Origin of the sequence: Cryobacterium roopkundense, assembly GCF_014200405.1 — a bacterium.
Classification (GTDB): Bacteria; Actinomycetota; Actinomycetes; order Actinomycetales; family Microbacteriaceae; genus Cryobacterium; species Cryobacterium roopkundense.
In genome coordinates this window covers 4,252,769-4,277,485 of record NZ_JACHBQ010000001.1, presented here as the reverse complement: position 1 = coordinate 4,277,485, position 24,717 = coordinate 4,252,769, and the positions used below count along the sequence as shown (strand labels likewise).

22 protein-coding genes and 1 tRNA gene are annotated in these 24,717 nt (G+C 65.7%); 11 read left to right on the top strand and 12 right to left on the bottom strand.

The genetic code is table 11. The features are described from left to right. Window positions 1-42: 42 nt before the first annotated feature. Entirely contained in the window at window positions 43-1,653 is a 1,611-nt protein-coding gene (locus BJ997_RS19865; RefSeq protein WP_035837062.1) for a MinD/ParA family ATP-binding protein, read from the top strand. A gap of 184 nt (window positions 1,654-1,837) precedes the next feature. Here BJ997_RS19865 and proC read toward each other — a convergent pair whose 3' ends face one another. Next, window positions 1,838-2,686 (bottom strand): pyrroline-5-carboxylate reductase, encoded by an 849-nt coding sequence (proC, locus tag BJ997_RS19860; protein ID WP_035837042.1) that lies wholly within the window; start codon window positions 2,684-2,686, stop codon window positions 1,838-1,840. A 59-nt stretch (window positions 2,687-2,745) separates the two neighbouring features. Between proC and BJ997_RS19855 the strand changes: the two genes are divergently transcribed. After that, entirely contained in the window at window positions 2,746-3,708 is a 963-nt protein-coding gene (locus BJ997_RS19855; RefSeq protein WP_035837043.1) for a cation diffusion facilitator family transporter, read from the top strand. Here the strand turns inward: BJ997_RS19855 and BJ997_RS19850 are convergent. Then, on the bottom strand, window positions 3,692-4,165 hold the full coding sequence (locus tag BJ997_RS19850; RefSeq protein ID WP_035837044.1) for a nucleoside deaminase: 474 nt from the start codon (window positions 4,163-4,165) through the stop codon (window positions 3,692-3,694). The genes BJ997_RS19855 and BJ997_RS19850 overlap by 17 nt on opposite strands. 58 nt (window positions 4,166-4,223) lie before the next feature. On the opposite strand from BJ997_RS19850, the gene upp reads away from it, so the two are divergent. The 3 genes from upp to BJ997_RS19835 all read left to right on the top strand — a co-directional run bounded on the left by upp (window position 4,224) and on the right by BJ997_RS19835 (window position 6,975). Next, window positions 4,224-4,856 (top strand): uracil phosphoribosyltransferase, encoded by a 633-nt coding sequence (gene upp, locus BJ997_RS19845; protein ID WP_035837045.1) that lies wholly within the window; start codon window positions 4,224-4,226, stop codon window positions 4,854-4,856. A gap of 568 nt (window positions 4,857-5,424) precedes the next feature. Then, on the top strand, window positions 5,425-6,108 hold the full coding sequence (locus BJ997_RS19840) for a winged helix-turn-helix domain-containing protein (RefSeq protein ID WP_035837047.1): 684 nt from the start codon (window positions 5,425-5,427) through the stop codon (window positions 6,106-6,108). 426 nt (window positions 6,109-6,534) lie between these two features. Further along, window positions 6,535-6,975: a MarR family winged helix-turn-helix transcriptional regulator gene (locus BJ997_RS19835; RefSeq protein WP_035837049.1), complete on the top strand. Its 441-nt coding sequence runs from the start codon at window positions 6,535-6,537 to the stop codon at window positions 6,973-6,975. A 276-nt stretch (window positions 6,976-7,251) separates the two neighbouring features. Here the strand turns inward: BJ997_RS19835 and BJ997_RS19830 are convergent. Further along, window positions 7,252-7,324, bottom strand: a tRNA-Arg gene (locus tag BJ997_RS19830). Window positions 7,325-7,522: 198 nt separating this feature from the next. Here BJ997_RS19830 and BJ997_RS19825 point away from each other — a divergent pair. The 4 genes from BJ997_RS19825 (at window position 7,523) to BJ997_RS19810 (ending at window position 12,864) form a co-directional block, all read left to right on the top strand. Continuing rightward, on the top strand, window positions 7,523-8,437 hold the full coding sequence (locus BJ997_RS19825) for a hypothetical protein (protein ID WP_052542324.1): 915 nt from the start codon (window positions 7,523-7,525) through the stop codon (window positions 8,435-8,437). A 103-nt stretch (window positions 8,438-8,540) separates the two neighbouring features. Continuing rightward, on the top strand, window positions 8,541-10,397 hold the full coding sequence (locus BJ997_RS21835; RefSeq protein ID WP_183323699.1) for a hypothetical protein: 1,857 nt from the start codon (window positions 8,541-8,543) through the stop codon (window positions 10,395-10,397). A 113-nt stretch (window positions 10,398-10,510) separates the two neighbouring features. Continuing rightward, window positions 10,511-11,245, top strand: coding sequence for a flavodoxin family protein (locus BJ997_RS19815; RefSeq protein ID WP_035840232.1), 735 nt, complete (start codon window positions 10,511-10,513; stop codon window positions 11,243-11,245). Between the two features lie 59 nt (window positions 11,246-11,304). Further along, complete coding sequence (locus BJ997_RS19810) at window positions 11,305-12,864, top strand: carboxylesterase/lipase family protein (protein WP_035840230.1); 1,560 nt, start codon at window positions 11,305-11,307, stop codon at window positions 12,862-12,864. 393 nt (window positions 12,865-13,257) lie between these two features. Here the strand turns inward: BJ997_RS19810 and BJ997_RS19805 are convergent, their stop codons facing one another. The 3 genes from BJ997_RS19805 to BJ997_RS19795 all read right to left on the bottom strand — a co-directional run bounded on the left by BJ997_RS19805 (window position 13,258) and on the right by BJ997_RS19795 (window position 15,942). Next, a complete protein-coding gene (locus BJ997_RS19805; protein WP_160175924.1) occupies window positions 13,258-13,884 on the bottom strand; it encodes a DedA family protein in 627 nt (208 codons plus the stop codon). A gap of 69 nt (window positions 13,885-13,953) precedes the next feature. Beyond that, a complete protein-coding gene (locus BJ997_RS19800) occupies window positions 13,954-14,715 on the bottom strand; it encodes a DUF4386 family protein (RefSeq protein ID WP_035840211.1) in 762 nt (253 codons plus the stop codon). 204 nt (window positions 14,716-14,919) lie between these two features. Next, window positions 14,920-15,942, bottom strand: a complete 1,023-nt coding sequence (locus BJ997_RS19795) for a Gfo/Idh/MocA family protein (RefSeq protein WP_035840208.1) — start codon at window positions 15,940-15,942, stop codon at window positions 14,920-14,922. Between the two features lie 100 nt (window positions 15,943-16,042). Between BJ997_RS19795 and BJ997_RS19790 the strand changes: the two genes are divergently transcribed. Together BJ997_RS19790 and BJ997_RS19785 are read left to right on the top strand one after the other, a co-directional pair. After that, on the top strand, window positions 16,043-16,810 hold the full coding sequence (locus tag BJ997_RS19790; protein WP_052542746.1) for a GntR family transcriptional regulator: 768 nt from the start codon (window positions 16,043-16,045) through the stop codon (window positions 16,808-16,810). A gap of 342 nt (window positions 16,811-17,152) precedes the next feature. Then, window positions 17,153-18,565 (top strand): HNH endonuclease, encoded by a 1,413-nt coding sequence (locus tag BJ997_RS19785; protein WP_183323697.1) that lies wholly within the window; start codon window positions 17,153-17,155, stop codon window positions 18,563-18,565. Between the two features lie 36 nt (window positions 18,566-18,601). On the opposite strand, the gene BJ997_RS19780 is transcribed toward BJ997_RS19785, so the two are convergent. The 6 genes from BJ997_RS19780 to BJ997_RS19760 all read right to left on the bottom strand — a co-directional run bounded on the left by BJ997_RS19780 (window position 18,602) and on the right by BJ997_RS19760 (window position 24,562). Further along, window positions 18,602-19,405, bottom strand: coding sequence for an ATP-binding cassette domain-containing protein (locus BJ997_RS19780; RefSeq protein WP_201771766.1), 804 nt, complete (start codon window positions 19,403-19,405; stop codon window positions 18,602-18,604). Further along, entirely contained in the window at window positions 19,402-20,385 is a 984-nt protein-coding gene (locus BJ997_RS21250; RefSeq protein ID WP_338080934.1) for an ABC transporter permease, read from the bottom strand. The genes BJ997_RS19780 and BJ997_RS21250 overlap by 4 nt, the downstream gene beginning before the upstream one ends. Window positions 20,386-20,438: 53 nt before the next feature. Further along, on the bottom strand, window positions 20,439-21,401 hold the full coding sequence (locus tag BJ997_RS19775) for a sugar ABC transporter substrate-binding protein (protein ID WP_035836661.1): 963 nt from the start codon (window positions 21,399-21,401) through the stop codon (window positions 20,439-20,441). A 106-nt stretch (window positions 21,402-21,507) separates the two neighbouring features. After that, entirely contained in the window at window positions 21,508-22,278 is a 771-nt protein-coding gene (locus BJ997_RS19770) for an ATP-binding cassette domain-containing protein (protein WP_035836662.1), read from the bottom strand. After that, entirely contained in the window at window positions 22,275-23,369 is a 1,095-nt protein-coding gene (locus BJ997_RS19765) for an ABC transporter permease (protein WP_052542248.1), read from the bottom strand. The genes BJ997_RS19770 and BJ997_RS19765 overlap by 4 nt, the downstream gene beginning before the upstream one ends. A 143-nt stretch (window positions 23,370-23,512) precedes the next feature. Further along, window positions 23,513-24,562, bottom strand: coding sequence for a substrate-binding domain-containing protein (locus BJ997_RS19760; protein ID WP_035836663.1), 1,050 nt, complete (start codon window positions 24,560-24,562; stop codon window positions 23,513-23,515). Window positions 24,563-24,717: the final 155 nt, after the last annotated feature.

Genomic DNA, 24,717 nt, shown 5'->3' with positions numbered 1-24,717 from the left:
CATTGCGGGGGAACAAACCGTGAAGCTTAAAAGGTGGCCAAGATGACTCAAGACAATGCCGAATTCCCGCGAATCAACGCGTTGGTTCGAGCGGATGCCACCGGCGAGGTGATCATCGAGGGCGTCAGCCAGATCGTGGTCGCGGTCGACGACGCCGGCGTGCGCGAAGAGATCGTCGCCGTGGCCACAGGGGTCGCCCGCGACCTCGACGGTCCGGTGCGGCTCGAGGTCGAGGACGAGCAGGGTGTCTGGCCCCTCGTGATCCACCCCGACGGCCGGGTGGAATCCACCGGCGACGTGATCACGACCACCGGTCCGCTCGGAACGCACACGAGTGCCATCGGTGCCGCACCCGAGGCAGACGCACCCGAGGCAGACGTACCCGACGACGAGGCTGACGCGCCCGCGCCGGAATCGGACCTGTCGTTTGCGCAGCTAATGGCTCCAGGGTTCGCTACCGAAACAGACGTGCTTGCGCCGCGCGCGAGCAGCCGCTCGGTGGGGCTCGACGCCGCAACGTTTTCGTCGTTTGACGCCGGATCGACAAAATCCGCCGGCTTCCCGCCCTCGTTTACGCCGCCGTACACGCCTGACGATGCCGAAGACAGCGGTTCCGACGTGGCCTTCATCAATTCCCTCATGGAGACTCCGGCCGTTCCGGAGTCTTCGGCGCCGCCCCTGACGCGCGCGGAACGCTCCGAGCGCGCCGGCGCCCACGTGCCGCCGAACCTCGCCGACTTCTTGAGTTCGCGGCCACCCGCTCCGGCCGGGCCAGCCCTGCAGGGCTGGCAGGGCGCCATCCGTCGCCTCACCGGTGGACTCATCTCCGTGAGCCCGAGCGGGGCGGAGTTGGCCCAGCGCAATGCCATCTCGGCCGTGCAGCGCAGCCTGAGCGGACCGCGCACCATCGTGGTGCTCAACCCCAAGGGCGGCGCACACAAGACCACGGCGACCCTGCTCATTGCGGCGACGTTCGGCATCTACCGCGGCGGCTATACCCTCGCGTGGGACAACAACGAGACCATGGGCACACTGGGCGTACGGGCGCAGTCGGCCCGACACACCAACACTGCAGTTGATCTGCTGCGCGACCTCGACCGCTTCTCCGACGTGCGCTCGGCACGCGTGGGCGACCTCGACAACTACGTGCGCAATCAGGGCGACGCCCAGTTCGACGCGCTCGCCTCAGACCTCGACCCGGCCGGTGCCGCGAGCATCGATGCCGTCGCGTTCCGCAAGCTGCACGCCACGCTCAGTCGTTTTTACAGGGTTCTTGTGATCGACACCGGCAACAACATGCGCGCCAGCAACTGGGAGGCAGCGGTCGACACCGCCGACCAGCTCGTGGTGGTGTCAACGATCCGCGAGGACACCGGCTACGGCGCCGCGTCGCTGCTCGACGGACTGCGCCGCAAGGGCCACGCCGACAAGGTGGCCCAGGCTGTGACCATCCTCGCCTCGCCGTCGAAGACGGTGGACCAGCAGCTCTCCGCGCGCCTGCACGAGCACTTCGGCCAGCTCACGCGGCAGGTGCTCGACGTGCCGTACGACCCGTCGCTTGTGGGCGGCGGCCCGCTCAACGTCGATACCCTCGCGCCCCGCACCCGCTCAGCCTGGCTGCAGGCCACCGCGGCCATCGCCGAAGGGCTGTAGCAACCCCGCCGGTCGAGGCGCGAGGTACGAGCGATCGAGACCCCGCAAGTCAGTCTGCGCGGCGGCCTACGAAGTCTCGATCGCTCCTTCGTCGCGCCTCGACCAGCGAGGGCCGAGCCTAAGAGACGGCTCGCGAGGTCTCGATCGCTCCTTCGTCGCGCCTCGACCAGCGGCGGCGGAGGAGCTAGGAGGCGGCGAGCTCGCGGGAACGCGCGAGGGCGGCATCCGTTGCGATGTCGAAGAGTTCGCGCACGCCGCCCTTCTGCAGCTCGGCCACGGCACGCTCGGTCGTGCCGCCGGGGCTCGTCACCTGGCGGCGCAGCTCGGTGGGCGACTTGTCCGACACGGCGAGCAGCGCACTCGCCCCGAGGAAGGTGCCGTTCACCATCACGGCGGCCTGCTCGGGTGTGAAGCCCTTCGCGACGGCAGTCTCCGTAAGCTGCTCGATGAGGTAGAACACGTAGGCCGGTCCGGAACCGGAGATGGTGCCGAGGGCATCGAGCTGGGTCTCCGGAACCACGAGAACGTCGCCGACGGTGGCGAACAGGGCCTGCGCCTCGGCGAGGTCATCGTCGGTCGAACGCGTTCCGGCGCTCAGGCCGGTGACGGCCATACCCACGACGGCGGGAGTGTTGGGCATCGAGCGGATCACGTGCACGGTGTCGGGCAGCAGCGACTCAAACGTGGCCACGGTCACGCCGGCGCACACGCTGATCACGAGGGCGCCGGGCTCGAGGTGATCGGCGATTTCGGCGAGCAGGTCGGGCACCATGTAGGGCTTTACGGCCACGACGACGATCTTCGCGCCGGCGATCGCTTTGAGGTTCGCTTCCGGGTCGGCCGCGGTGGCGAAGGCGGTGACGCCCTCCGTTCCGGCGAGTTCGGCGGCCTTCTCCTCGGTGCGGTTGGTGGTGCGGATGCCGCCCTCCACGTGCACTCCCGGCTTCAACAGCCCAGCCAGAACGGCGCGGGCCATGGAGCCGGCGCCGAGGAAAGCAATCGTGGGCAGGGTTACGGTTTTGGTAGAAGTCATCAGATCAGTCTACTTTCGCGCCCTCCGAACCTGCCGAGGGTGCGTCCTAGGATGGGCGCATGAGTGCATCCGGCGGCAACAAGGCAATCGTGGCGGCTTTCGCGGCCAACCTCGGCATCGCGATCACGAAATTCATCGCGTGGGGGGTGTCCGGCTCGGCCTCCATGCTCGCCGAGGGCGTGCACTCCATAGCGGATGCCGGCAACCAGCTTCTGCTGCTGCTGGGAGGTCGCAAGGCGAAAAAGCGGGCCGACCTTGAGCATCCGTTCGGCTATGGCCGGGAACGCTATGTGTACGCCTTCGTGGTGTCGATCATCCTGTTCTCGATCGGTGGTGTCTTCTCGCTGTACGAGGGTGTGAACAAGCTGCAACACCCGCATCCGCTCGTGAACGCCTGGGTCCCCATTGTCGTGCTGCTGATCGCGATGGGACTCGAAGGCTTCTCGCTGCGCACCGCCATTAAGGAGTCGAACCACCTGCGGGGCACCCAGAGCTGGGTGCAGTTCGTTCGGCATGCCAAGGCCCCGGAGCTACCCGTCGTGCTGCTCGAAGACGTTGCGGCGCTTACCGGCCTGGTCTTCGCCTTCCTCGGCGTTGGCCTCACCGTGGTGACCGGTGATCCGGCGTGGGACGCCATCGGCACCATCGGCATCGGGCTGCTGCTCGTGCTCGTGGCCGTCATCCTCGGCATCGAGACCAAGAGCCTTCTCGTGGGCGAGGGCGCGAGCGAGCAGGACGTTGACGCGATAGAGGCCGCCATCCTCGACGGGCCAGAGACCGCGCGCATCATCCACCTCAAGACGCTCTATCTCGGTCCCGACGAGATGCTCGTGGGCGCCAAGATCGCCGTCGATTCCGACAAGCGCTTCTCCCTCGTGGCCGCCGACATCGACGCCGTCGAGAAGCGCATCCGCGCGGCCGTGCCGCTGGCGCGGGTGATCTACCTCGAACCCGATGTCTGGTTCAACCCCGATGCGGCGAACCCGCCGACCGACGCCTTCGTAATCAAGGGCCTCGAGTAGGGCGCCTCGCGGGATCGTCGAAGAAGCTGCGCAGCAGCGCGCCACACTCCACTTCTTCGACGCCGGGGAAGACCTCGACCCGGTGGTTGAGCCGGCGGTCGCGCAGCACGTCGTAGACCGAGCCTGCGGCGCCGGCCTTCTCGTCCCACGCGCCGAAGACCACCAAGGGAATGCGCGCGGCCAGAATGGCGCCGGCGCACATGACGCACGGCTCGAGGGTGACCACGAGCGTACAGCCGGTCAGGTGCCAGTCGCCCAGGGCGCGCGCGGCCGCACGAATGGCCACGATCTCGGCGTGCAGGGTCGGGTCTCGGTGGAGTTCGCGCTCGTTTCGACCGCGTGCAATCACGACACCCGCGGTATCCACGATGATCGCTCCCACCGGCACGTCGCCGGTGGCCAGGGCGAGGCGGGCTTCACCCTGAGCCAGGCGCATCCACTCGGTGTGTCGACCCATGTGTTTCCCTCCCGCGCAGCGCCGTGGCCCCGGACCGGGAGCGCCTAGAATTGAGCCTATGCGAGTCCACGTAGCCGACCACCCGCTCATCACGCACAAGCTCACCGTGCTTCGGGACCAAACCACTCCGTCTCCCCTCTTCCGTTCCCTCGTCGAAGAGTTGATGACTCTCCTCGCGTACGAGGGCACGCGCGGCGTTCGCGTGGAGGCCGTCACGGTGCAGACACCCGTTTCACCGGCACAGGGTGTGCGTATCAGCGACCCCAAGCCGCTCGTTGTGCCCATTCTGCGTGCGGGTCTCGGCATGCTCGAGGGCATGGTGAAGATGCTGCCCACCGCCGAGGTGGGGTTTCTTGGCATGGCTCGCAATGAAGAGACACTTGAGCCCACCACGTACGCCGAGCGCCTGCCCGACGACCTGTCCGACCGGCAGTGCTTCGTGCTCGACCCGATGCTCGCCACCGGTGGTTCTCTGATCGCGGCGATTAACTTCCTGTTCGCCCGCGGCGCTACCGACGTGACGGCCATCTGCATTCTCGCCGCCCCCGAGGGACTCGCCGCGGTGGAGAAGGCGCTCGCGGGACGCGAAGTGACCATCATCCTCGGCGCCGTCGACGAACGCCTCGATGAGCACGGGTATATCGTGCCCGGCCTCGGCGACGCCGGCGACCGTCTCTACGGCCTGGTCTGACCCGCACATATCCTCACTCGGCGCGTCCGGTGCGGCTCACGCGAGCCGCACCAGACGCGCCTCGCACGTCTGTCGCTCCGGCGGACCGCAGGTTCTGCGGCTCGAGACGCGCCGACGGGCGGAATATTCACTGAACTTTGACAAATCACCTTTCTGTAAAAGAATCCTTCTCATAAAGGGGCTTTCCCACGGATTCGCCCAGACGGGACCGACGTGATGGATGTGATGCGTGTCACACCGCGTCATCCGCTGTCACAGAATTGACACACCACGTCATATTCCGCTTTACTCACATTTATGACAACCACCGCACGCCCCCTGACCTCCCTCGAGGCCCCCGGGACTGCCGGCATGATGATGGCCGGGTCCTCCGCTGTCGCCTGTTGTCGAATGTGTCGCTAACCGACTAGCTGCTGTAGCTGACCGAGTTCCCCGCGAGAGTCGCGGCTGAACTCCCCGGATGCTTCGTGTTCCGAAGCCTTCGACACCCGGCATACGTGCCTCATTTTCGAACCTGCAGTCGCCCACGGCGCCGGGTTCACCGATCTTTCACGCAAGGATTCCTCCCATGTCTCTCGCCCACATTCACTCCACCCACCCCGCACTCAAGATCGTCGAGCAGCCCGCTCCCCGCATTCGCGCCGTGCCGCAGGGCACCGAGGCTCGCGGCTTCGTGCTCTACGTCGGCATCGATGAGGCCAAGGCGGCCGCGGCCGGAACGAGCCTGCACCGGATCGTCGAGGCGCTCAAGGCCCTGGCGAGCGACCTCGCGCCGAGCGCCGAGACCTACGCGGCGGTAGCCCTGGCCCCCGAGGGCGCCGGCGGCCGCGACGTGGACGTGGTGCGCCTCGCCCTGCAGGATCCCTCGGCGCTGGCCGAACACCGCACAGAGGTCGACGAGCTCGACCGCGCACACAGCGGCGTGGTCGTGGACATCTCCCGCAAGCGCGTGATCCTCGACAACGAGACGGCAGCGCTCACCTACAAGGAGTTCGAGCTACTTCAGTACCTCGTGTTGCGAGAGGGCCGCACGATCGACCGCGCGGAGATCATCTCGTCACTGTGGGACGCGAGCGACGACGAGGACACCCCGAACGAACGAACCATCGACGTGCACGTACGTCGCCTGCGCGCCAAGCTCGGCCGCTACGAGGACATCGTGCGCACGGTTCGCGGCGTGGGCTACCGGTTCGACCGTCACGCAGACGTGTCGATCCGCCAGGCCTCGACCCCGAGCCCCGACCGCTTCTAATCGCACGGCGGCGGCGCTTCACGGCCTGCGGCATCCGCATCACCCGTTCCTGCGGGGCAAAGCTGCTCGTGCGGTCGGTATCGCGGGCGCGCGTGCAGGTTTTGAGCGCCCGACCGGCCGGACACGTGATTGAGGGCCGGTCGTAGAGTCTACGGCCGGCCCTCGTCCCTTGCACCAAGAGTTGTCCTGCAATCACATTTCACGTCTTCCGCCACAGCAAACGGTTGACGCCTACTGAATATATAACGAATGAGTAACGGATGCCACCCATCCGGGACCTTTTCTCCTGACAGTTCCCTCCATGCCGCTTCCCGCCCGGCACGCAACACGTGTCGAGTGGATGCGACCCGATCGGCACGGAGTCCCTATCCTTGGTGGAGACCGCTACCCTGAGGCGCGGCGGACGAGAATGGGTGGGGATCCACGGTGGCTGACAGAAACGTGGCGGTAGGAGCGTGGGAATCGCTCTTCCGCGCCCAGGTCGCCATCATGCGCGGCCTCGCCGCCGATTTTCCATCGAAGGATATTTCCCTCAACGAGTACGACGTGATGTTCAACCTGTCTCGTCAGCCTGACCGCCGCATCCGTCTGCGGGAACTCAACGAGCACGTGCTGCTCACCCAGCCCAGCGTCAGCCGCCTCGTTGACCGTCTCGTGTCCCGTGGGTACGTGTGCAAGCTCGCGGACCCGCAGGATGGTCGAGGCGCCATCGTGGAGCTCACCCTCAGCGGGCTCGCGCTCTTTCGCCGCGTCGCGGTGCAGCACATGGACACGATCACCGATCGCATCGGCGATTCCCTCAGCAACGACGAGCTGTGCCAGCTCACAGTGCTGTGTGATCGGCTGCGCACGCGTTCCACGAATTAGTCGGTCCCCCGAAGGGTGGCGATGAGGCGAAGGCCCTACCCCTCGCCCCACCGAGGCAGTCCCTCGCAGGAATGCCTTCCTCGCTGGGAGCCCGAACAACGCCCGGCGAGAAATCTCGGTCGCACACGTGGGACGTGGCCCACGAAGCGAAAGGTAAGAATTACTCACTTATGCTGATGGTACCTGAGCTTGCCCCCAGTTTGCCCGTTCGGGCGATATTGCCCCGCTCTCGGGCAACAAAAAAGCGGCCCACCGAAGTGAACCGCTTTCTCAATGTGCGCCCGGAGGGATTTGAACCCCCGACCTATTGATCCGTAGTCAATTGCTCTATCCGCTGAGCTACGGGCGCCCAGTTACTTCCGATTGAAACGCTCGGAGGCAACTTGAAAACTATACCAGCTATCCGGAGCCCCGCTCGCCGATTGCACTTATTACGCAGACATTACGAGACGCCTGATATTGCTGCGAATGGCACTAAGGGGATAGACAGGGTGATTTGTGCATGTTTACCTAGGGCAACACGAGACCCACGAAAGGGGGGTGCCCGATGGATACAGTAATTTTTCGCGCGGCATCCCGCCCGCTCCGATTGGTGCTCGTCGGAGCGACCCTCGCTGTTGCCTGGTCGGCCGTGTGCGTGATCGTCGGCGCCGCCGCTCCGTGCGAGGCCGAGGCCGACTCGGACGGGCTCGCCCCGCTCAGCAGCCTCAGCAGCGTCGCGGATCCGATCGCGCCCATTGTCGCGCCGGTCGCTGACCTCGCTGCCCCGGTGACCGCCCCGGTCGCTCCGATTGTCGCGCCCGTCGCCCAGGCCCTTGACCCCGTCGTCGCGCCTGTGGCTGCCGCTGCCGCGCCGATTGCCGCCCCCGTTCTCGCGCCGGTTGTCGCATCCGCTGCCGCCATCGCCGCCCCCGTGGTCGCGCCCGTCACCGCCGTGGTCGCGCCCGTCACCGCCGTGATCGCCCCGGTCGTCGCGGCCGTCGCCACCCCTGTGAGCGCAGTCGTGGCTCCGGTCGTCACCCTGGCAACGGATGCCGTGGCCATCGTTCCGGTGGAGGCAACCCTGGCTCCCCTCGTGGATCTGGCTTCGGCAGCCGCTCCGGCCCCGACCGTTGCGCCCACCTCAGATCTGATCTCCTCAGGCACATCGACCTCCGCCGGTGTTGCCAGCACATCGTTCACCGTGCCGAACACCTCGGCCGCGGAAGCAGTTCTCTCGCAGGCACCGCCCGCTGGCGGACCGTTCGGGGCACCCCAGCGGTGGAGCGCCGAACAGGCGATCCTACCGACCCCGGCGGGCAGCAGCTCAGGTCAGACCGGATCAGCAGGAGGCCTGAACACGGCCTCCGACGCGCCCCTGGCCGCTCCTGTACCCGTGCGACTGGTGTCGTCCGGCTCCTCATTCGGCACTGAGGTTCTTCCCACAGCGCCCACGTTCGATCCGGGTTCTTCTCCCGACTGATGGGTCTGCCGACCTCGTCTCTGCTTCAGGGATGCAGGTCACACGCAGACCGAAGTCTCCCTTCTGGGGAGCACACCATCACTCATTCAGGAGCAGAACCATCATGAATTCATTCGTCAAAAAGGGCCTCTTGTGCGCCCTACTCGTCGGGGGCATCTCGCTCATCGGCGTCGGTGCGGCCAATGCAGCCGAAGCACCGATCACCTCGGGCACTGACGGCCTCGTATCGGGCAGCCAGGTTGTGACCGAGGTTGCCTTGCCGATCGCCCTCACCGGGAACGCCATCAGCATTCTCGGAGACTCCACCGCCGCGGCCGCCCCCATGACCGCACCGGCACCCGTTGCGGCACCCGCCGCACCGGCACCCGCTGCAGCACCCGCTACTTCCGGCGCGGACTCCGTGGCCGGCGGCACCCAGGTTGTTGCCCCTGTCGCGGCACCCGTCGCAGTGACAGGTAACGCGATCAGTGTTCTCGGCGACTCGAATTCCGCCGGAACCACGACACCTGCGGCTACTCCGGCAGCTGCACCGACCGCCGCGGCGCCGACCACCACGGGAACCGATTCCGTTGCTGGCGGCACCCAGATCGCCCCGACAGTCACCGCACCGGTCGCCGTCACCGGCAACGCCATCAGCGTCCTCGGCGACTCCAGCACCACCGGAACCACCACGACCGGCACGCCGACAACCGGAACCACCGGAAGGGGAACCGGAGCCAGCACCACCGGCACCGACTCCACACTCGGCGGCACCCAGGTCGTCGCCCCGATCACTGCACCGGTGACCGCAACCGGCAACGCCATCAGCGTCCTCGGCGACTCCAGCTCCACCGGAACCACCACGGGCACGCCGACAACCGGCACCACCGGAACGGGAATCGGACCCAGCACCACCGGCACCGACTCCACACTCGGCGGCACCCAGGTCGTCGCCCCGATCACTGCACCGGTGACCGCAACCGGCAACGCCATCAGCGTCCTCGGCGACTCCAGCTCCACCGGAACCACAGGAACAACAGGAACCGGCACACCCACAACCGGCACCACGGGAACCGGAGCCACCACCACAGGAACCGACGGCATCGCCAGCGGCACCCAGATCGCCCCGACAGCCACCGCCCCGGTCGCCGTCACCGGCAACGCCATCAGCGTCCTCGGCGACTCCAGCTCCACCGGAACCACAGGAACAACAGGAACCGGCACACCCACAACCGGCACCACGGGAACCGGAGCCACCACCACGGGAACCGATGGCATCGCCAGCGGCACCCAGGTTGCCCCGACAGTGACCGCCCCGGTCGCCGTCACCGGCAACGCCATCAGCGTCCTCGGCGACTCCAACTCCGCCGGAACCACCAACGGAACGACCACAACAGGCACCACCGGAACGGGAACCGGAGCCACCACCACCGACACCGACTCCGTCCTCGGCGGTACCCGGGTGGTCGCACCGATCACCGCCCCGGTGACCGCAACCGGAAACGCCATCAGCATCCTCGGCGACTCCAGCACCACCGGAACCACCACGACCGGCACGCCGACAACCGGCACCACGGGAACCGGAGCCACCACCACGGGAACCGGAAGCATCCTCGGCGGTACACAGATCGCGCCGACAGCGTTCGTGCCCGTCACGATCAGCGGCAACGCTGTGAGCGTCGTGGGCGACTCGACCACTACGCCCACGACCCCGGTTACACCGGTCACCCCCGTTGTTCCGGTCGTTCCGACGACCCCGACGACCCCGACGACCCCAGGAGCCCGCGCGCCGTCCGCCTCGGACGTGCTTACGGCATCCGCTTCGGGTAACAGCTCGATCGCCGCACTCCGGGTCACCCCGGTCGCGTCGCTCGCGTCAACCGGTACGCACCTCGCACCGATGCTCGCCGTGGGCGCTCTCGTGCTGATGCTCGGCCTCGGGCTCACCCTCGTGGCACACAAAAAGGGAACGCTCGTCTAGTCGAGTAACACCAGCCACACCTACCGGGCGGCACGGCCACAAGCCGCGACGCCCGGTTTGGTGCGTCTGGAAACCCCCTAGCCAGCCGCGTGCCTCGGTGCTTTACTGACGGGATGGTTGAGCACACGCGTGTTGACACGTCCTTCGACTACTCGTCTTTGCGGGCGCTTTTCATCAACTGCACCCTCAAACGCAGCCCGCAAACTAGCAACACGCAGGGCATCATCGATCTCAGCGCGCGCATCATGCGGGAGCAGGGCGTGCACGTCGACGAAATCCGAGCTATCGACCACGACATTGCCACGGGTGTGTACCCGGACATGACCGATCACGGCTGGGAAACGGATGAGTGGCCCGTTCTCTTTGAGACCGTGCGGGCCGCCGACATTCTCGTTCTCGCCGGACCGATCTGGCTCGGCGACAACGGCTCAATCACCAAGCGCGTGGTCGAACGGTTGTATGCGATGTCCGGACAGTTCAACGACAAGGGCCAATACATCTATTACGGCAAAGTCGGCGGGGCGATCATCACGGGTAACGAAGACGGGGTGAAGCACTGCGGCTCCAACTTGCTCTACAGCCTGCAACACATCGGGTACACGATTCCCCCGGCAGCGGATGCGGGCTGGCTCGGCGAGATCGGGCCGGGCCCGAGCTACCTCGACCCGGGTTCAGGTGGCCCGGAGAACGACTTCACGAACCGAAACACCACCTTCATGAGCTGGAACCTCATGCATCTGGCCTCGATTCTGCAGGCCAACGGCGGCATCCCCGCGTGGGGAAACCTTCGTGGCAGCTGGGACAGCGGCGAACGATTCGGCTTCGAACCCAACCCCGAGTACAGGTAAAGAGGAAACGACCGGAACCAGAACGACAACAGGCGTCAGAACGGAAAGGGCGCGGCACCATGGCTATTACGCAGGCAGCTCTTGATCATCCGTCAGCCGCTAGCCCCGGCCGGCCCGTGGTGCGGGTGAAAGGCGGGCTGCTTCGCGGCGCGCGCGAAGGCGGTGTTCTCGCGTGGCGCGGCATTCCCTATGCGGCCCCGCCGGTGGGGCCGCTGCGCTTTCGCGCGCCCCAGCCGGTGCAGGAGTGGGACGGCATCCGTGATTGCAGCCGGTTTGGGCCGGCCGCGTGCCAGCTCCCCCGACGCCGCGCCACCGCGTTCCGGCCCGCCTCCAGCGAGGACTGCCTCACCCTGAACGTTCTCGCGCCTGCGGTCGGCCGACGCACCAAGCTGAGCCTTCCGGTGATGGTCTTCATTCACGGCGGTGGATACAGTGTCGGTTCGTCGCAGGATTTTCCCGGGCAGGGCGAGGCATTCGTGCGCACGGGCCGGGTGATCTACGTGAACTTCAACTATCGGCTCGGCACCCTCGGCTACCTGGACTTCAGCCGCTATTCCACGCCGCAGCGAACGTTCGAACGCAATCTGGGCCTGCGCGACCAGGTGGCCGCACTCGAGTGGGTTCGTGACAACATCCGCTCCTTTGGAGGCAACCCGAACAATGTCACCGTGTTCGGCGAATCGGCTGGCGGCAACGCCGCCATCACGCTCATGGCCACGCCGTCGGCCGATGGCTTGTTCTCCCGAGTCATCGCGCAAAGCCCCCCGCCCGGTGCCGCGTATTCTCCCGAGCTGGCGGCCAGCTGGGCCGCGGAATTCTTGTTCGAATTGCGCCGACTCACGGCCGACACCGAGTCCGAGCCGGCCGACCTGCTCGCGCATGCCGACGTCGCTCATCTGCTGGCCGCAGCGCTAACGATTCAGACGCGAACGCCCGACGCCCGGCCGGGAACTTTTCCACTCGCCCCGGTGGTGGACGGGGATTTTCTGCCGGAGCGCCCGGTGGATGCCTTCCGACACGGTCGAGCACACCGAGTACCGCTGATCATCGGCACCAACGACCGGGAGGGTTCTGCCTTTCGCGGGCGGGTGGATATTCTGCCCACGTCGACGCCACGCATCCAGGCGCTCTTTGCGAGTGCGCCCGCCGACGTGCACAAGGCCATGCGGCAGGCCTACCCGGGGTTGCATACCAAGCGCACATCATCGGATTTCGGTGGCGACTTCGCGTTCTGGTTTCCGAGCGTCACGGTGGGTTCGCTGCACTCCAGGGTGGCTCCCGTGCACTTCTACCGATTCGATCTCGCCCCGCGGCTCATGCATGTGATCGGGCTCGACGCGACCCACGGTATCGAACTGTTCGCTCTGTTCAACCATGTCGATACCGCGTTCGCACGCACGGCGACTTCTCTCGGCGGTCGGCGAGTGTTCATCGGCGCGGGCGAGCGGATGCGCCGACACTGGCTGCACTTCGCCTGCACGGGTGTGGTCGACTCGTCCTGGCCGGCCTACACCGAAACCGATCGTCAAACCCTCATCATCGACGAGGTCGATCGGGTGGAGTCCGACCCGCGAGGCCGTCGCAGGGAGGCGTGGCAGCAGTTCTTGCCGGACCTGTAGCGGGGCATCCGTTCGCGCTCCCGCTCGAAGTCCCGCACGCACTCTCGCGAAAGCGGGCTGTGCGTCGGTCGCGAGCGCGACAGACGACGCACCACCCGCCCTCACGGAGCGCGGTTTCCGAGGCCCTCGCGAAGGGCGGCGGGTGACGCTATGGCTGTTGCGGGTTCGGACGCTCGGGAGGCTTGGGAGCTGGCGACTCGGGCGCATGCGGCCGTGGGTCGTGGGGCTTGGGGTGCGGTGTGTCAGACATCTGTCGTACCTCTCTCAAGAATTCTTCCGGTCGGTCGGGCGATCACACGCCCGGCGTACAGCCGACCGTACTCCCCTTCGCTGGTTTTGCCGTGCAGGCCACCTTACGAAGTGCTGACGAGGGCGATATTCACGCGGTGGCCTTCAGTCGCGGGGGCCTTCACCGGCCATGAGCATCCGTCGTCGTCGGCGCCTCGACAGCGCGGTCATCACGGTGTCGATGCTGAAGCCAACGAGCAGCACGGAACCAATGGAGACGACTATCGCGAGCAGCGGATGCGCGCTCAGCCATGACCCGGCCGCGTAGCCGACTGCCACGTGGTACACCGTGTAAAAGCTCGAGGCGGCGATCGACAACGGGATGTAGCGCGCCACCGGAAACCCGGTCGCGCCCGCCGTCATCGTAACGGCCACCCGCCCCACGGGCACGAACTTGGCCGTCAGAAAGAATGCTGCGGGGCGTTGTCGCAGGCCGCGCGCCGCCCAGGCGAAGGCGCGGGCGATCCGCGGGCGACGCATCCAGGCCCAGCGACTGAGTCCCATGCGTCTCCCGAGCACGAAGGCTATCGCGTCGCCGATGACCGTCGCCATGATCGCGACGCCCAGAACGTATGCGACGGAAGGACCGCTGCCGGTTGCGGCGAGCGCGCTGAGAGCACCGACGAAGGTCTCCCCCGGCACGAAGGGAAAGAACCCGTCGATCAGGAGCAGCGCAGCGAGGGCCACATAGGCCCACGGGCTGCCGGCCACGGCCAGAATGATCTCGGTCAAGGACACAATGCTCCGACACTAGACCGGAGCGCGTAACGGCGGGTGAACGCTACGTTGACGCCGCCGATGCTAGCCGCCGGCGGTGCCATCGGCAGCTCCCGGGCCCCGCTCCGGCGTGCGCCGGGCCAGCCGAATCAAGGCGATTCCCACGCTCACGAACCAGGCCCAGAGCAACAGCCCGTAGGCGCTCGACAACGCGGGCAGCGTGTAGGCCGACACCTCCGACACGACGCCCACGACACCGGCAACGACACCCAGCCACCCGACCAGACGTGGCAACGCGCTCCGAATCATGGCGGTGGATGCCAGCGCGATCCCCACCGCGCTGAGCACCCCGAGGAGCGACGGAGTGTTATTCTCCGCAATGATCACCTCGGCCGCAGTGCTGTAGACCTGCCGCTGGCTCGCGGAGCCGGCCTCGACGTAGCTGTCGCTGAGGTTCACCAGCACGAGCGATCCGCGGCCAGAGGTAGGGAGGACCCGGAGCAGCGCCCAACCGACTCCCGCCACCGTAACGCAGATCAGGGCCAGGGCCTTGTTGTCCGGTGCGAGAGCCACGAACAGGGCCAGAAACGTGAGAACTGGAAGAATATCGGGCAGAATCCACAGGATCTGCTCCGCGCTGTAGATCGCCCGGTTGCGGGAGATGAACTCGAGAGTCTCCACCCCGCCGTTCTCGGGGGGTGGCGCGAGGAAGTCCAGTACGAGGGCGCACAGGAAGAGCATCACGAAGAGGATGGCTGCGATCCCGCCGACGTAGAAGAGGGTGCGCCACGACTGAACGGTCGTATGCGCACGGTGTGCGTCAGCGTCCGATGCTGTTGTCATCATCCACCGGCTCTTCTCCGCCCGGGTGCCGCGGCACATCGCCCTCCCACAGGTCGACACCGTAGCGCGCCTCACGCTCGAGCGGACGGGGGCGGCGTCCACCGGCGTGTGCACGCGACCAGTGCACCCTCCGGAAGACGGCTTCCTCGCGGCGCCACCGGCCGGGGCCTGCACCACCACGTTCCCACCGGTGTCCCGCGGCAGCCGCTACAGGCTGACGACCTCGCCAGTCGCAGCGCTCAGCAGGGCAGCGTCGAGAACCTCGAGCGTGCGCACGCCCTCGGAGGCGGACACCGGCTCGGGCCCGTCGCCGCGCACCGCCCGCGCGAACTCCGTGTAAAAGTCGGCATAGTTGCCCTGCAACGACGGGATGGTTTCGCGTCCGACGGGCGTCGACAGTGCGCCCCAGTATTCCGGCGCGTCGATTCCCCAGGTCTCCGGCGAATCCATGGGCTTGTGGCCGGCAAAGATGGCCTGCGCCTGCACGTCGGTTCCCGAAGCCTGGTAGCTCCCCTCGCTGCCGTAGGCCCGAAACTCGCGGGTCGACGAGAAGTTGAGCTTGGTCGACGACACCGTCGACACCACCCCCGACGCGTGCGTGAGGGTAACGAAGAAGCCACAGTCGGTGGGTTCGCCGAATCGCGATGTGCGGTCGAGCGTAGCGTGAACCCGAACGACCGGGCCGAGCAGCCAGAGCATCTGGTCGATCAGGTGGCTGCCCACGTCGCGCAGCAGCCCCCCGAACATGCCGGCGTCAATCGTGCCGGGATCGTCGAGGTCCATGAGAGAGTGCACCCGCCACAGCTCGCCGAGTCGGCCTGAAGCGACAACGGATGCCAGGGTGGTCAGGTCCGCATCGCGCCGGCGGTTGTGAAAGACGTTGAGAGTCACCCCCGCCTGCTCCGCAGCGGCCTGCAGCAGGCGTCCACCGGCAGCATCCCGTGCAAACGGCTTGTCGGCGACTACGTCGACTCCCGCCGCGATCGCCTCGAGCACGAGGTCGTGCCGGGTGGCCGGCGGTGTCGTGATGGTCACCGCGTCGACACCGGCCGCGAGCATCTCCTCGAGGCTGGAATACACCGGCACCCCCGGCAGGTCGGCGCGCACCTCGGCCTGCTTGCCGGCCGACCGGGCCACAACTCCCACGAGCTCGATTCCCTCCGCTGCCTGAATGAACGGGGCATGGAAATTCTTGCCCCCGGTTCCGTAGCCGACAATTCCAATGCGCACTGTTCGTCCTATTTCTTTCCCGTACCACCGGTGACACTGAATCCTAGTCATGATAATGTCATAACAACTTGCCAAAGAGAAGACGATGTAAGGGGCTGGCATGAGCACCACGAATGAAGAGAACGTGCTGCCGATGAGCCTGTTCATGGACCTCCAACGGTCCGGGCCGATACCGCTGTATTTCCAGGTGTCGCAGCGCATCGAGAAGGCGATTCTGAGCGGCGAGCTCCCGGTGGGCGCTCGCCTCGAGAACGAGGTCGGCCTCGCCGAGCGCCTCGGACTGAGCCGCCCCACGGTGCGCCGCGCCATCCAGGACATCGTCGACAAAGGGCTTCTCGTTCGCCGTCGCGGCATCGGCACCCAGGTCGTACACGGCCAGGTCACGCGCAAGGTCGAGCTCACGAGCCTCTACGACGACCTCACCAACACGCAGAAGGTACCGTCTACTCGCCTGCTCACGTTCGAGAGCGTTCCCGCGGATGCCACAGTGGCCGAGAAGCTCGCCTGTGAGGTGGGCACGCCCACCCTGCACATCCGTCGGGTACGCCTGGCCGATGACGTTCCGGTTGCCGTGATGGAGAACTGGCTGCCCGAGGAGTTTCTTACGATGGAGCCCGAAGACCTCGTCACCTACGGGCTCTACCAGGTGCTGCGTTCCCGTGGCGTCACTATGCGGGTGGCGCGCCAGCATATCGGCGCCCGCAAGTCCACGAACGAGGAGTCCGAGCTGCTCGACGTGGAGAAGAACGCCGCGCTGCTCACCATGGACCGCACCGCGTTCGACAACTCGGGTCGCGCCGTTGAATTCGGCCACCACTGCTACCGCCCCGACCTCTACTCCTTCGAGGTCACGCTCGTCGAGAAGTAGCTAGTCGAAGGTCGGCCGCTTGATCTCCTCCGCAAGCGCGTCGAGCTCGGCTCCCCCGGCCATCTCGACAATAGACGCCGCCTACGGCGCCCCGTTCTCGCTGGTCGTCGAACGGGGAACGAGAGTCTCGAGGCCCGCGACCCAATCTCCGGACTGCGGGAGGGCGGAGACTTATCCCCCTTACGATTTCAGTGAGATGCCCATATCTAAGTGGCGCATGACCGTCTGCAATGGAGCAATCGCTATCTCACTGAAATCGTAAAGGGGAGACTTATTCGAATGAGTTATCCACAACCGTGAGGTTTTCTCGAATCTGTCTGTGGTTCGTGGGATAATTATCTTATGGAGAAAAACGATGAAGTTCCTCCTTTGGAGGAGGCCGCGGGGAATACCCCGCCCGAACCAGTCGATCAGGCCCTCGCCGTCTTGGCGGAGGAAAAGGCCGTCGCCGACGACACTCAAACCCTGCTCCTCGACGCGATCCTGAGCTTCGATCGGATGGTCTGTTTCGCCCAGGCCGCTCGAGCGGAAGTGATCGACAAGCTCCGGCAGTGGACCGACGCCACGGCCGAGGCTGGACTCCCCCTCACCGCGCGGGGACGACGAGACACCGAGTGGTCGCCGCAGAAAGCCGCCCACGAAGGCCTCGTCGCTGAGCTGGCCGCCCTGCTGAAACTGCCCAGCGGTGTCGCCCGCAATCTGATGTTCGAAAGCGACCTGCTGCAACACCGGCTCCCCGCCACCCGAGATGCCCTCCGACGCGGTGACATCAGCTACCGCCACGCCGAGGTAGTAATGGAGAACGCAGTCTCCCTGCCACCGGAGGCTTGGAAGGCCTTCGAAGACGAGGCCCTGACCAACAGTGAAACCCTCACCGTCCCGCAACTGCGGAGGAAGGCCGTGAAGGTGCGGGAGTTCACTCACCCGGAGTCCATCGCTATCCGGCACCAGAAGGCCCTTGCCGATCGGAACTTCTGGGTCAGTCCCGGTCGTGACGGTATGGGGTACCTGGAGATGACCCTCAGCAACGAAGATGCGGCCGCCATCGCGGACCGGGTCGAATCTTTGGCGAAGAACCTGAAGGTGCACGACGAAACCCGCACCCTCGCGCAGCTTCGCACCGACGCCGCCACGGACCTGCTCCTGAAAGGAGTGACAGAGACCGGGCTCGGTGCCGGCGTCCGCGCGAGCGTGTTCGTCACCGTCCCCGTTCTCACCCTGCTGGGTCAGAGCGAGGAACCCGGCACCCTGGAAGGGTTCGGGCCGATCGACGCGGAGACCGCCCGGCGCCTCGCCGGAACGGCCACCAGCTTCACTCGCATCCTCGTCCACCCGGAGACCGGCGCTGTCCTCTCCTTCGGACGCACGAAGTACAAGGTCCCGGACGACCTGAAGAACTGGCTGCGACTACGCGACGGCACGTGCCGCGCCGTCGGCTGCAACCGACGAGCCGCCGACTGCGACATCGACCACACCATCGCCTGGGAACACGGCGGAGAAACCGTCTTCTCGAATCTCTCCAGCCTCTGCCGCCCGAGCCACCGGGTCAAACACGAAACAGGTTGGTCAGTGGTCCAAGGCGAGGACGGAACCCTCAACTGGACCAGCCCGGCGGGCAGGCACTATGCCACTCACCCCGAAACCCGCATCCGACCGACCATCCCCCTGACGGAACCCACGCTGACCACGAAGCCACTCACCTACGCAGACCCCTGGAGTATCCCCGCCACCAACTCCAAGGACTGCCCGTTCTAGCCTGTCCGGATCGCGACCACGCTCGTCGAGAAGTAGCTAGTCGGAGGTCGGCCGCCTTAGCTCCTGCGCGAGCGCATCGAGCTCGGCGCCACCGGCCATCAGGCGCGTCATCTCCTCGAGGGAGATCTCGCTCTTGGCAAACGCGCCCAGGCTCGTTCCGCGGCGCAGCAGCAGGAACCGGTCTCCCACCGGGTAGGCGTGGTGCGGGTTGTGGGTGATGAACACCACGGCAAGGCCGAGGTCACGGGCCTGCGCGATGTACTTCAGCACCACGGCGGCCTGCTTCACACCGAGCGCCGCGGTCGGTTCGTCGAGGATGATCGCCTTCGCCCCGAAGTACACAGCGCGCGCGATCGCCACCGACTGGCGTTCACCGCCGGAGAGAGTGCCAATCGGCTGGTCCACGTCGCGCAGGTCGATGCCCATCCGGGCCAGCTCGGCGAGGGTGACCGCGCGCATCCGCTTCACATCGAGGCGGCGGAACGGCCCGCGCCCGCGCGTGGGCTCCGAACCGAGAAAGAAGTTGCGCCACACCGGCATAAGCGGAACCACCGCGAGGTCTTGGTAGACCGTGGCGATGCCGAGGTCGAGGGCGTCCCGCGGGCTCGCGAACCGGCGTGGTTCGCCGTTCCACAGCAGCTCGCCCTGCGAGGGCACGTGCGCCCCGGCGAGAATCTTGATGAGCGTCGACTTGCCCGCGCCATTGTCACCGAGCACGCACAGCACCTCACCCGCCCCGACGAAGGCCGAGACGTCTCGCAACGCCACGATCGATCCGTAGGTCTTGCCGACGCCGCGCACCTCAAGCAGGGGCGAGACTGCGGATGCCGCGCCGCTCACGACCGCTCCCCCGCCTGGCGCCGAACGTACAGATTCACGAGCACGGCGAGCAGAAGCATGCCGCCAAGGAAGGCCTTGAGCCAATTGTTGTCCCACTGGGCGAACACGATGCCCTGCAGGGTCATGCCGTAGATGAGAGCGCCGAGGGCGGCGCCGATCGCGGATCCGTAGCCACCGGTGAGTAGGCATCCGCCCACCACCGCGCAGATAATGTAGATGAACTCCTGGCCGATGCCGGTCGTGGCCTGCACCGTCGACACATCAAAGAGTTGCAGCATGCCCACGAGCCAGCCCGCTCCCGCGGTGGTCATGAACAGTCCGGTCTTCACCTTCACCACGGGCACACCGAGCTGCCGGGCGCTGGAGAGCTGCCCGCCCACCGCGAAGATCCAGTTGCCCCCGCGGGTGCGCAGCAACACCCAGGTGGCGAGCGCTGTCAGTGCGATCCACCACACGACCGCGATCTTAATGTCGGCCCCGAGGAACGGGAACGACGAGCCGAAGTACACCTTGACGACGTCGAAGCCGAGCACGGCTCCCATTCCCTGGATGGCTACCGAACCGGTGATGAGCTTGGTCACGGCCAGGTTTGCGCCCTGCAGAATGAAGAAGGTCGCGAGCGTCACGATGAAGCTCGGCAGACCGGTTCTCATCACCACGAAAGCGTTGCCTGCCCCGATGAGCAGTGCCGCGGCGAGCGCGATCAGCATCGAGAGCCAGATGTTGAGCCCCCACTGGGTGGTCATCACGCCCACGATCAGGCCGGTAGTGCCTGTCATCGCGCCGGCGGAAAGATCGAATTCCCCGCCGATCATCAGCAGGGCGACAGCCACCGCCATGATGCCGAACAGCGACGCGGAGTACAGCCAGGTCGAGACTCCGGCCGGGGTCAGGAACACCGGCGCCATCAACGAGAAAAACGTGAAGATGGCCAGCGCCGCGACCGCCGCGCCGATTTCGGGTCGACGCAACAGCTTCACCGCGCGATTGGCTACTCTGACCCGTTCATCGGACCGCGCCGGGGCGGCGAGGATCACCGGGTGCCGTTGGTCGCGAACTCGGCAACCTCGGCCACGTTGTCTTTCGTGACGTAGGCCGGGCCGGAGTACACAGGCTGGCCGCCGCCCACGACGTCGCCGTTGCGCTTCTGCAGCGTGAGGAACACCACAGGCAGGTACCCCTGTGAATAGGGCTGCTGGTCAACGGCGAAGAGAATCTTGCCGTCTTCGATGAGCGAGGTCACGTCGGCAGACACGTCGAAGGTCGCGAGGTTCGCCGTGCTCGCCGCCTCGGCAATCGACTGGGCGGCGGCCACACCGATGGCCGGGTTCAGTGTGAGCACGCCGTCGATCGACGGGTCGGCCAGAAGCTTGCTCTTGATGGTGTTCTGGGCATCGGCGACGTTGGCGATGTCGACCTGCACGTTGGACAGCGTGCCACCGAGCGTGTCGGCGGCGCCCTGGCAGCGTTCTTCGAGCCCGGAGTTGCCGGCCTCGTGGATGACGCAGATCACGTTCGTCACGCCGGCCTTGGCCAGCTGCTCGCCCGCACCCTGTCCGGCGATGAACTCGCTCTGGCCCACGTGAGTCTGGGCGCCGAAGGCCTTGGAGTCTTCGAGCCCTGAATTGATGGTGATCACCGGCACTCCGGCCGCGATAGCCCGCTCTACCGCGTCTTTCACGCCGTCGGGATTGGCCATCGACACAATCAGACCGTCGGGCTTCGACGCGATCGCGGCGTCGATCAGCTGGCTCTGCTTCACCGGGTCGCCGTCGCCCTGGTACGTGACCGTGGCACCGAGATCGGTGCCAGCCTGTTCCGCGCCGCTCTTCACCACGTCCCAGAAAGAGTCGCCCGCGGTGCCGTGCGTGACCACGGCGATCACGGCCTCGTCAGCGGATGCCGCGGTCGTCGTGTCGCTTGTGGTGGCCGTACATCCCGTCAGGGCCAGGGGAATGACAATGAGAGCGGCGAGCCAGCTTCTGTTCTTTTTCATTTTCTGCAACCTTCGTTGCCTCAATTGTGGCCTGTCCGGCGCGAATTCCCCTCACGCCGCCCCAAAAGAAGGCGGTCCGCATCACGGGCCGCCTTCTGCTCAGAGGTTAGAAGACCCCTTCTCGGAACCGTGCCAGTCCAACCGCACCCTCGACAACAGCAGCAGTGAGTTCCTCGACGCTGGTGTCTTCGCGGCGGGCATCCATGATTTTCTTGCCGTGGTTCATCACGATGTGCCGGTCGCACACCTGGAAAGCATGGTGCAGGTTGTGGGTCACGAGCACCGAACTCACTCCCTCACCCTTCAGCTGAGTAAGGTAGCTGAGCAGTGCCTCTGTGGCACGAACAGCCAGTGCCGACGTGGGCTCATCCAAGATGAGCAGGCTGCGCTTGAAGTGCACGGCCCGGGCAATGGCCACGGCCTGGGCCTGCCCGCCCGAGAGCGAGGAGACGAGTTGCTTGGGGCTTTTGATGCCCTCGATTGTCACAACGCTGTCGAGAACGTCAGCGGCGATGGAATCCATTTCCTTCATCTTCATGAAGCCGAGGGAGTTCGTCATCTCGCGGCCCATAAAAATGTTGCGGGTGATGGTCATCTGCGGCACCAGGGCGGAGTCCTGAAAAATCGTCTCCACACCGAGCTTCTCCGTGACATCGCGGTTCATCTTCTCGATCTGTTTGCCGTCCCAGAAGAAGTCACCTGTGGAAGAATCCACAACGCCGGACATGATCTTGACCAGGGTGGACTTACCGGCTCCGTTGTCGCCGAGCAGGCCGACGACCTCGCCCTTGCCGATTTCGAAAGACACGTCCTTGAGAACCGTGTTGGGGCCGTATTTCTTAGAAACGCCGTCGATTCGAAGCAATGCGTTACTCATCGCGCTTTCCCTTCCATGAGCTTGTTGAAGATCGCCGCGATAACGATGGTGACGCCGACGAAGAGGGTGATGTAGAAGCCGGGCGCCTTGGCGAGCAGGAGTCCGTTGCGAATGAGTTCGATCAGTGCAGCTCCCACGATGATGCCGATGACACTGCCGCGTCCGCCGGTGAGTGAGGTGCCGCCCACGACCGCCGCGGCGATCGCGAAGAGGGTGAAGTCCTCCGTCGCGGTACCGCCGGGCTGGATCGACGATGTGCGCACGGCGATCAGGATTGACGCGAAGCCCACGAGGCCACCGAAGATGGCGAAGGACATGAGCTTGACCTTCTTGGTGTTGATCGAGATGGCCTCGGCCGCCGCCGGGTTGCCGCCCACGGCGAAGATGTGATTCCCGAGTCGGTGACGGTGCACGAAGAACCAGGCAACGACCCCGATGATGATGAGCCAGACGAGCTGCGAGCGGAAGGAACCAAAATTGTGGGCGAACAGGTACTCCATCGTGCCCTCACGAGAGGTAGTGAGCGCGGCTGGAGAGGTGCCGTTGATGAAGATACCGGCGCCCATCCAGAAGAAGCTCATGCCCAGGGTGGCGATGAAGGAGGGGATTTTCGTGTAGACGACGATCAGTCCGTTGACCAGAGCCACGGCGACGCCGGTGGCGATACCGGCGGCGATACCCGCCCAGAGTCCGGCAGCTTCAGAGGTCTTGATGAAGACGATTGCGCTCAGGGTGATGTTGGCGCCGAGGGAGAGGTCGAATTCTCCGGCGATCATCAGGATTCCGGCGGCGAGGCCCAAGATGGCCAGCACGGGCACGCTCTGGGAGATAACGCCGGACAGGTTGTTGGGGTTCAGGAACGCGAAGCCGGTGGGTGAGATCAGGCTCGCGATCACATATCCGGTGAGGAGCACGATCAATACGATGCTGATCTCGAGTGCTCCGCGACCGCGGATGAACTGCAGGTTATACATCATCCGGCCGAAGAACGAGTCGGGTTCATCGGCCGGCTTGCGTCGAAGCGAGATGGCCTCTGTCGGCAGGGGCACTTCGAGAATGGGGCCCTTTAGGCCGGGGGATTTGTCTGACATGGCTTCTTTCCTTTGAGCACATGAGTTGAAGGTGCCGGAACGGGGGGGGGGGTGTGGAGTGGACGGGGCCGATCACCGCGTAGGTGATCGGCCCCGGTGGAGCTGGTGACGAGAAGGAGCTGGTGGCTAGAAGGTGCCGCAGGCTACCAGCGGACGCCCTGCAGGTCAGGAGCCTCGATGTTCTCGACGGTGTCCTTATCGATCAGGCCGAGACCACCGGAGTTGATGTTCGCCGGTGAGAATCCGAAGTCCATCGACAGAACGCCCTGCATGGTGGACTGAAAGCCCTGAACGTAGCCCTGCTGGTCTGCCGTAGCGAGAATGACGTCGTCCTTCAAGCCCTGAACGATCTGGGGCGCGGTGTCGAATCCGATGATCGTGACGTCGGAGAGACCGGCAGCCTCGAGCGCGGCGGGAAGGTTGCGGTGCGGGGTTCCGCCTACGGGGATGACGGCCTTGACGTCAGGGTTTGCCACGAGCCATGAGGTCAGTGCGTCGAGAGCACCGGCGTCATCACCACCGACACGGAGCCACTGTTCCTGAGGAAGAACGCCAATGCCGGCTTCTTCGAGGACATCAAAAGCCCCGCCGCCACGCTGCAGGGCATAGGGCTGGTCGGGCTCCTCCGCCGTGATCAGAACCTTGTCGCCTGTGCCGACCTTCCCGGAGTCGAGAAGTGCCTGACCGACGATGCCACCTACCTCGTAGAAGTCCTGCCCGACGAAACCGGAGACGCAGTCACCGGCCGATTCGGGGGCAGGTACGTTGTAGGAGACAACGGTGATTCCGGCGTCGTGCGCCTGGCAGGCAACGTCAACCCAGGCTTCACCCTCGTTGAACGGCATGAAGATCACGGCCGGCTTCGTGGCGATGGCGGTCTGCACCAGGGTCACCATGGTGGCCGGGTCGGCGTCTGCGGTCTGGTGGGTGAGGCTGAGGTTGCCGAGCTTCGCGGCATCCTCTGCCCCGGCCAATATCTGCGCCCAGAAGGCATCGGACGCCGGGTTGTAATAGGTGATGAAGTAGGCGTCGCGGTTCTCGGCGCGAGCTCCGAAGCCCGACTCAAGGCCGGCGGAAGAGGTGGAGGAGGCTGGAGTGGTTCCGGCCGAGGTGCAAGCAGACAGGCCGAGCACCGCGGTGCTCGCGATGGCCACGGCCGCCAGACCGCGCTTGGTTGAGAGGTTGAGTTTCACGTCGCTGTGTCCCTTTCAAAAGAACTGAATGTGTGTCGCGCCCCCGGCTAGGGCCGGGGGCGCAGTCCAAACAACTGACGGTAGCGGGGGAACCGGGTGACGACAGATCGTTTGTTAGGACATTATTACGTCATAAACTTTGTAAGCACAAGCTT

Coding starts and splice junctions, on each gene's coding strand:
- BJ997_RS19865 (WP_035837062.1), top strand. CDS start 43: ATGACTCAAGACAATGCCGAATTCCCGCGAATCAACGCGTTGGTTCGA.
- proC (WP_035837042.1), bottom strand. CDS start 2,686: ATGACTTCTACCAAAACCGTAACCCTGCCCACGATTGCTTTCCTCGGC.
- BJ997_RS19855 (WP_035837043.1), top strand. CDS start 2,746: ATGAGTGCATCCGGCGGCAACAAGGCAATCGTGGCGGCTTTCGCGGCC.
- BJ997_RS19850 (WP_035837044.1), bottom strand. CDS start 4,165: ATGGGTCGACACACCGAGTGGATGCGCCTGGCTCAGGGTGAAGCCCGC.
- upp (WP_035837045.1), top strand. CDS start 4,224: ATGCGAGTCCACGTAGCCGACCACCCGCTCATCACGCACAAGCTCACC.
- BJ997_RS19840 (WP_035837047.1), top strand. CDS start 5,425: ATGTCTCTCGCCCACATTCACTCCACCCACCCCGCACTCAAGATCGTC.
- BJ997_RS19825 (WP_052542324.1), top strand. CDS start 7,523: ATGGATACAGTAATTTTTCGCGCGGCATCCCGCCCGCTCCGATTGGTG.
- BJ997_RS21835 (WP_183323699.1), top strand. CDS start 8,541: ATGAATTCATTCGTCAAAAAGGGCCTCTTGTGCGCCCTACTCGTCGGG.
- BJ997_RS19815 (WP_035840232.1), top strand. CDS start 10,511: ATGGTTGAGCACACGCGTGTTGACACGTCCTTCGACTACTCGTCTTTG.
- BJ997_RS19810 (WP_035840230.1), top strand. CDS start 11,305: ATGGCTATTACGCAGGCAGCTCTTGATCATCCGTCAGCCGCTAGCCCC.
- BJ997_RS19800 (WP_035840211.1), bottom strand. CDS start 14,715: ATGATGACAACAGCATCGGACGCTGACGCACACCGTGCGCATACGACC.
- BJ997_RS19790 (WP_052542746.1), top strand. CDS start 16,043: ATGAGCACCACGAATGAAGAGAACGTGCTGCCGATGAGCCTGTTCATG.
- BJ997_RS19785 (WP_183323697.1), top strand. CDS start 17,153: ATGGAGAAAAACGATGAAGTTCCTCCTTTGGAGGAGGCCGCGGGGAAT.
- BJ997_RS19775 (WP_035836661.1), bottom strand. CDS start 21,401: ATGAAAAAGAACAGAAGCTGGCTCGCCGCTCTCATTGTCATTCCCCTG.
- BJ997_RS19770 (WP_035836662.1), bottom strand. CDS start 22,278: ATGAGTAACGCATTGCTTCGAATCGACGGCGTTTCTAAGAAATACGGC.
- BJ997_RS19765 (WP_052542248.1), bottom strand. CDS start 23,369: ATGTCAGACAAATCCCCCGGCCTAAAGGGCCCCATTCTCGAAGTGCCC.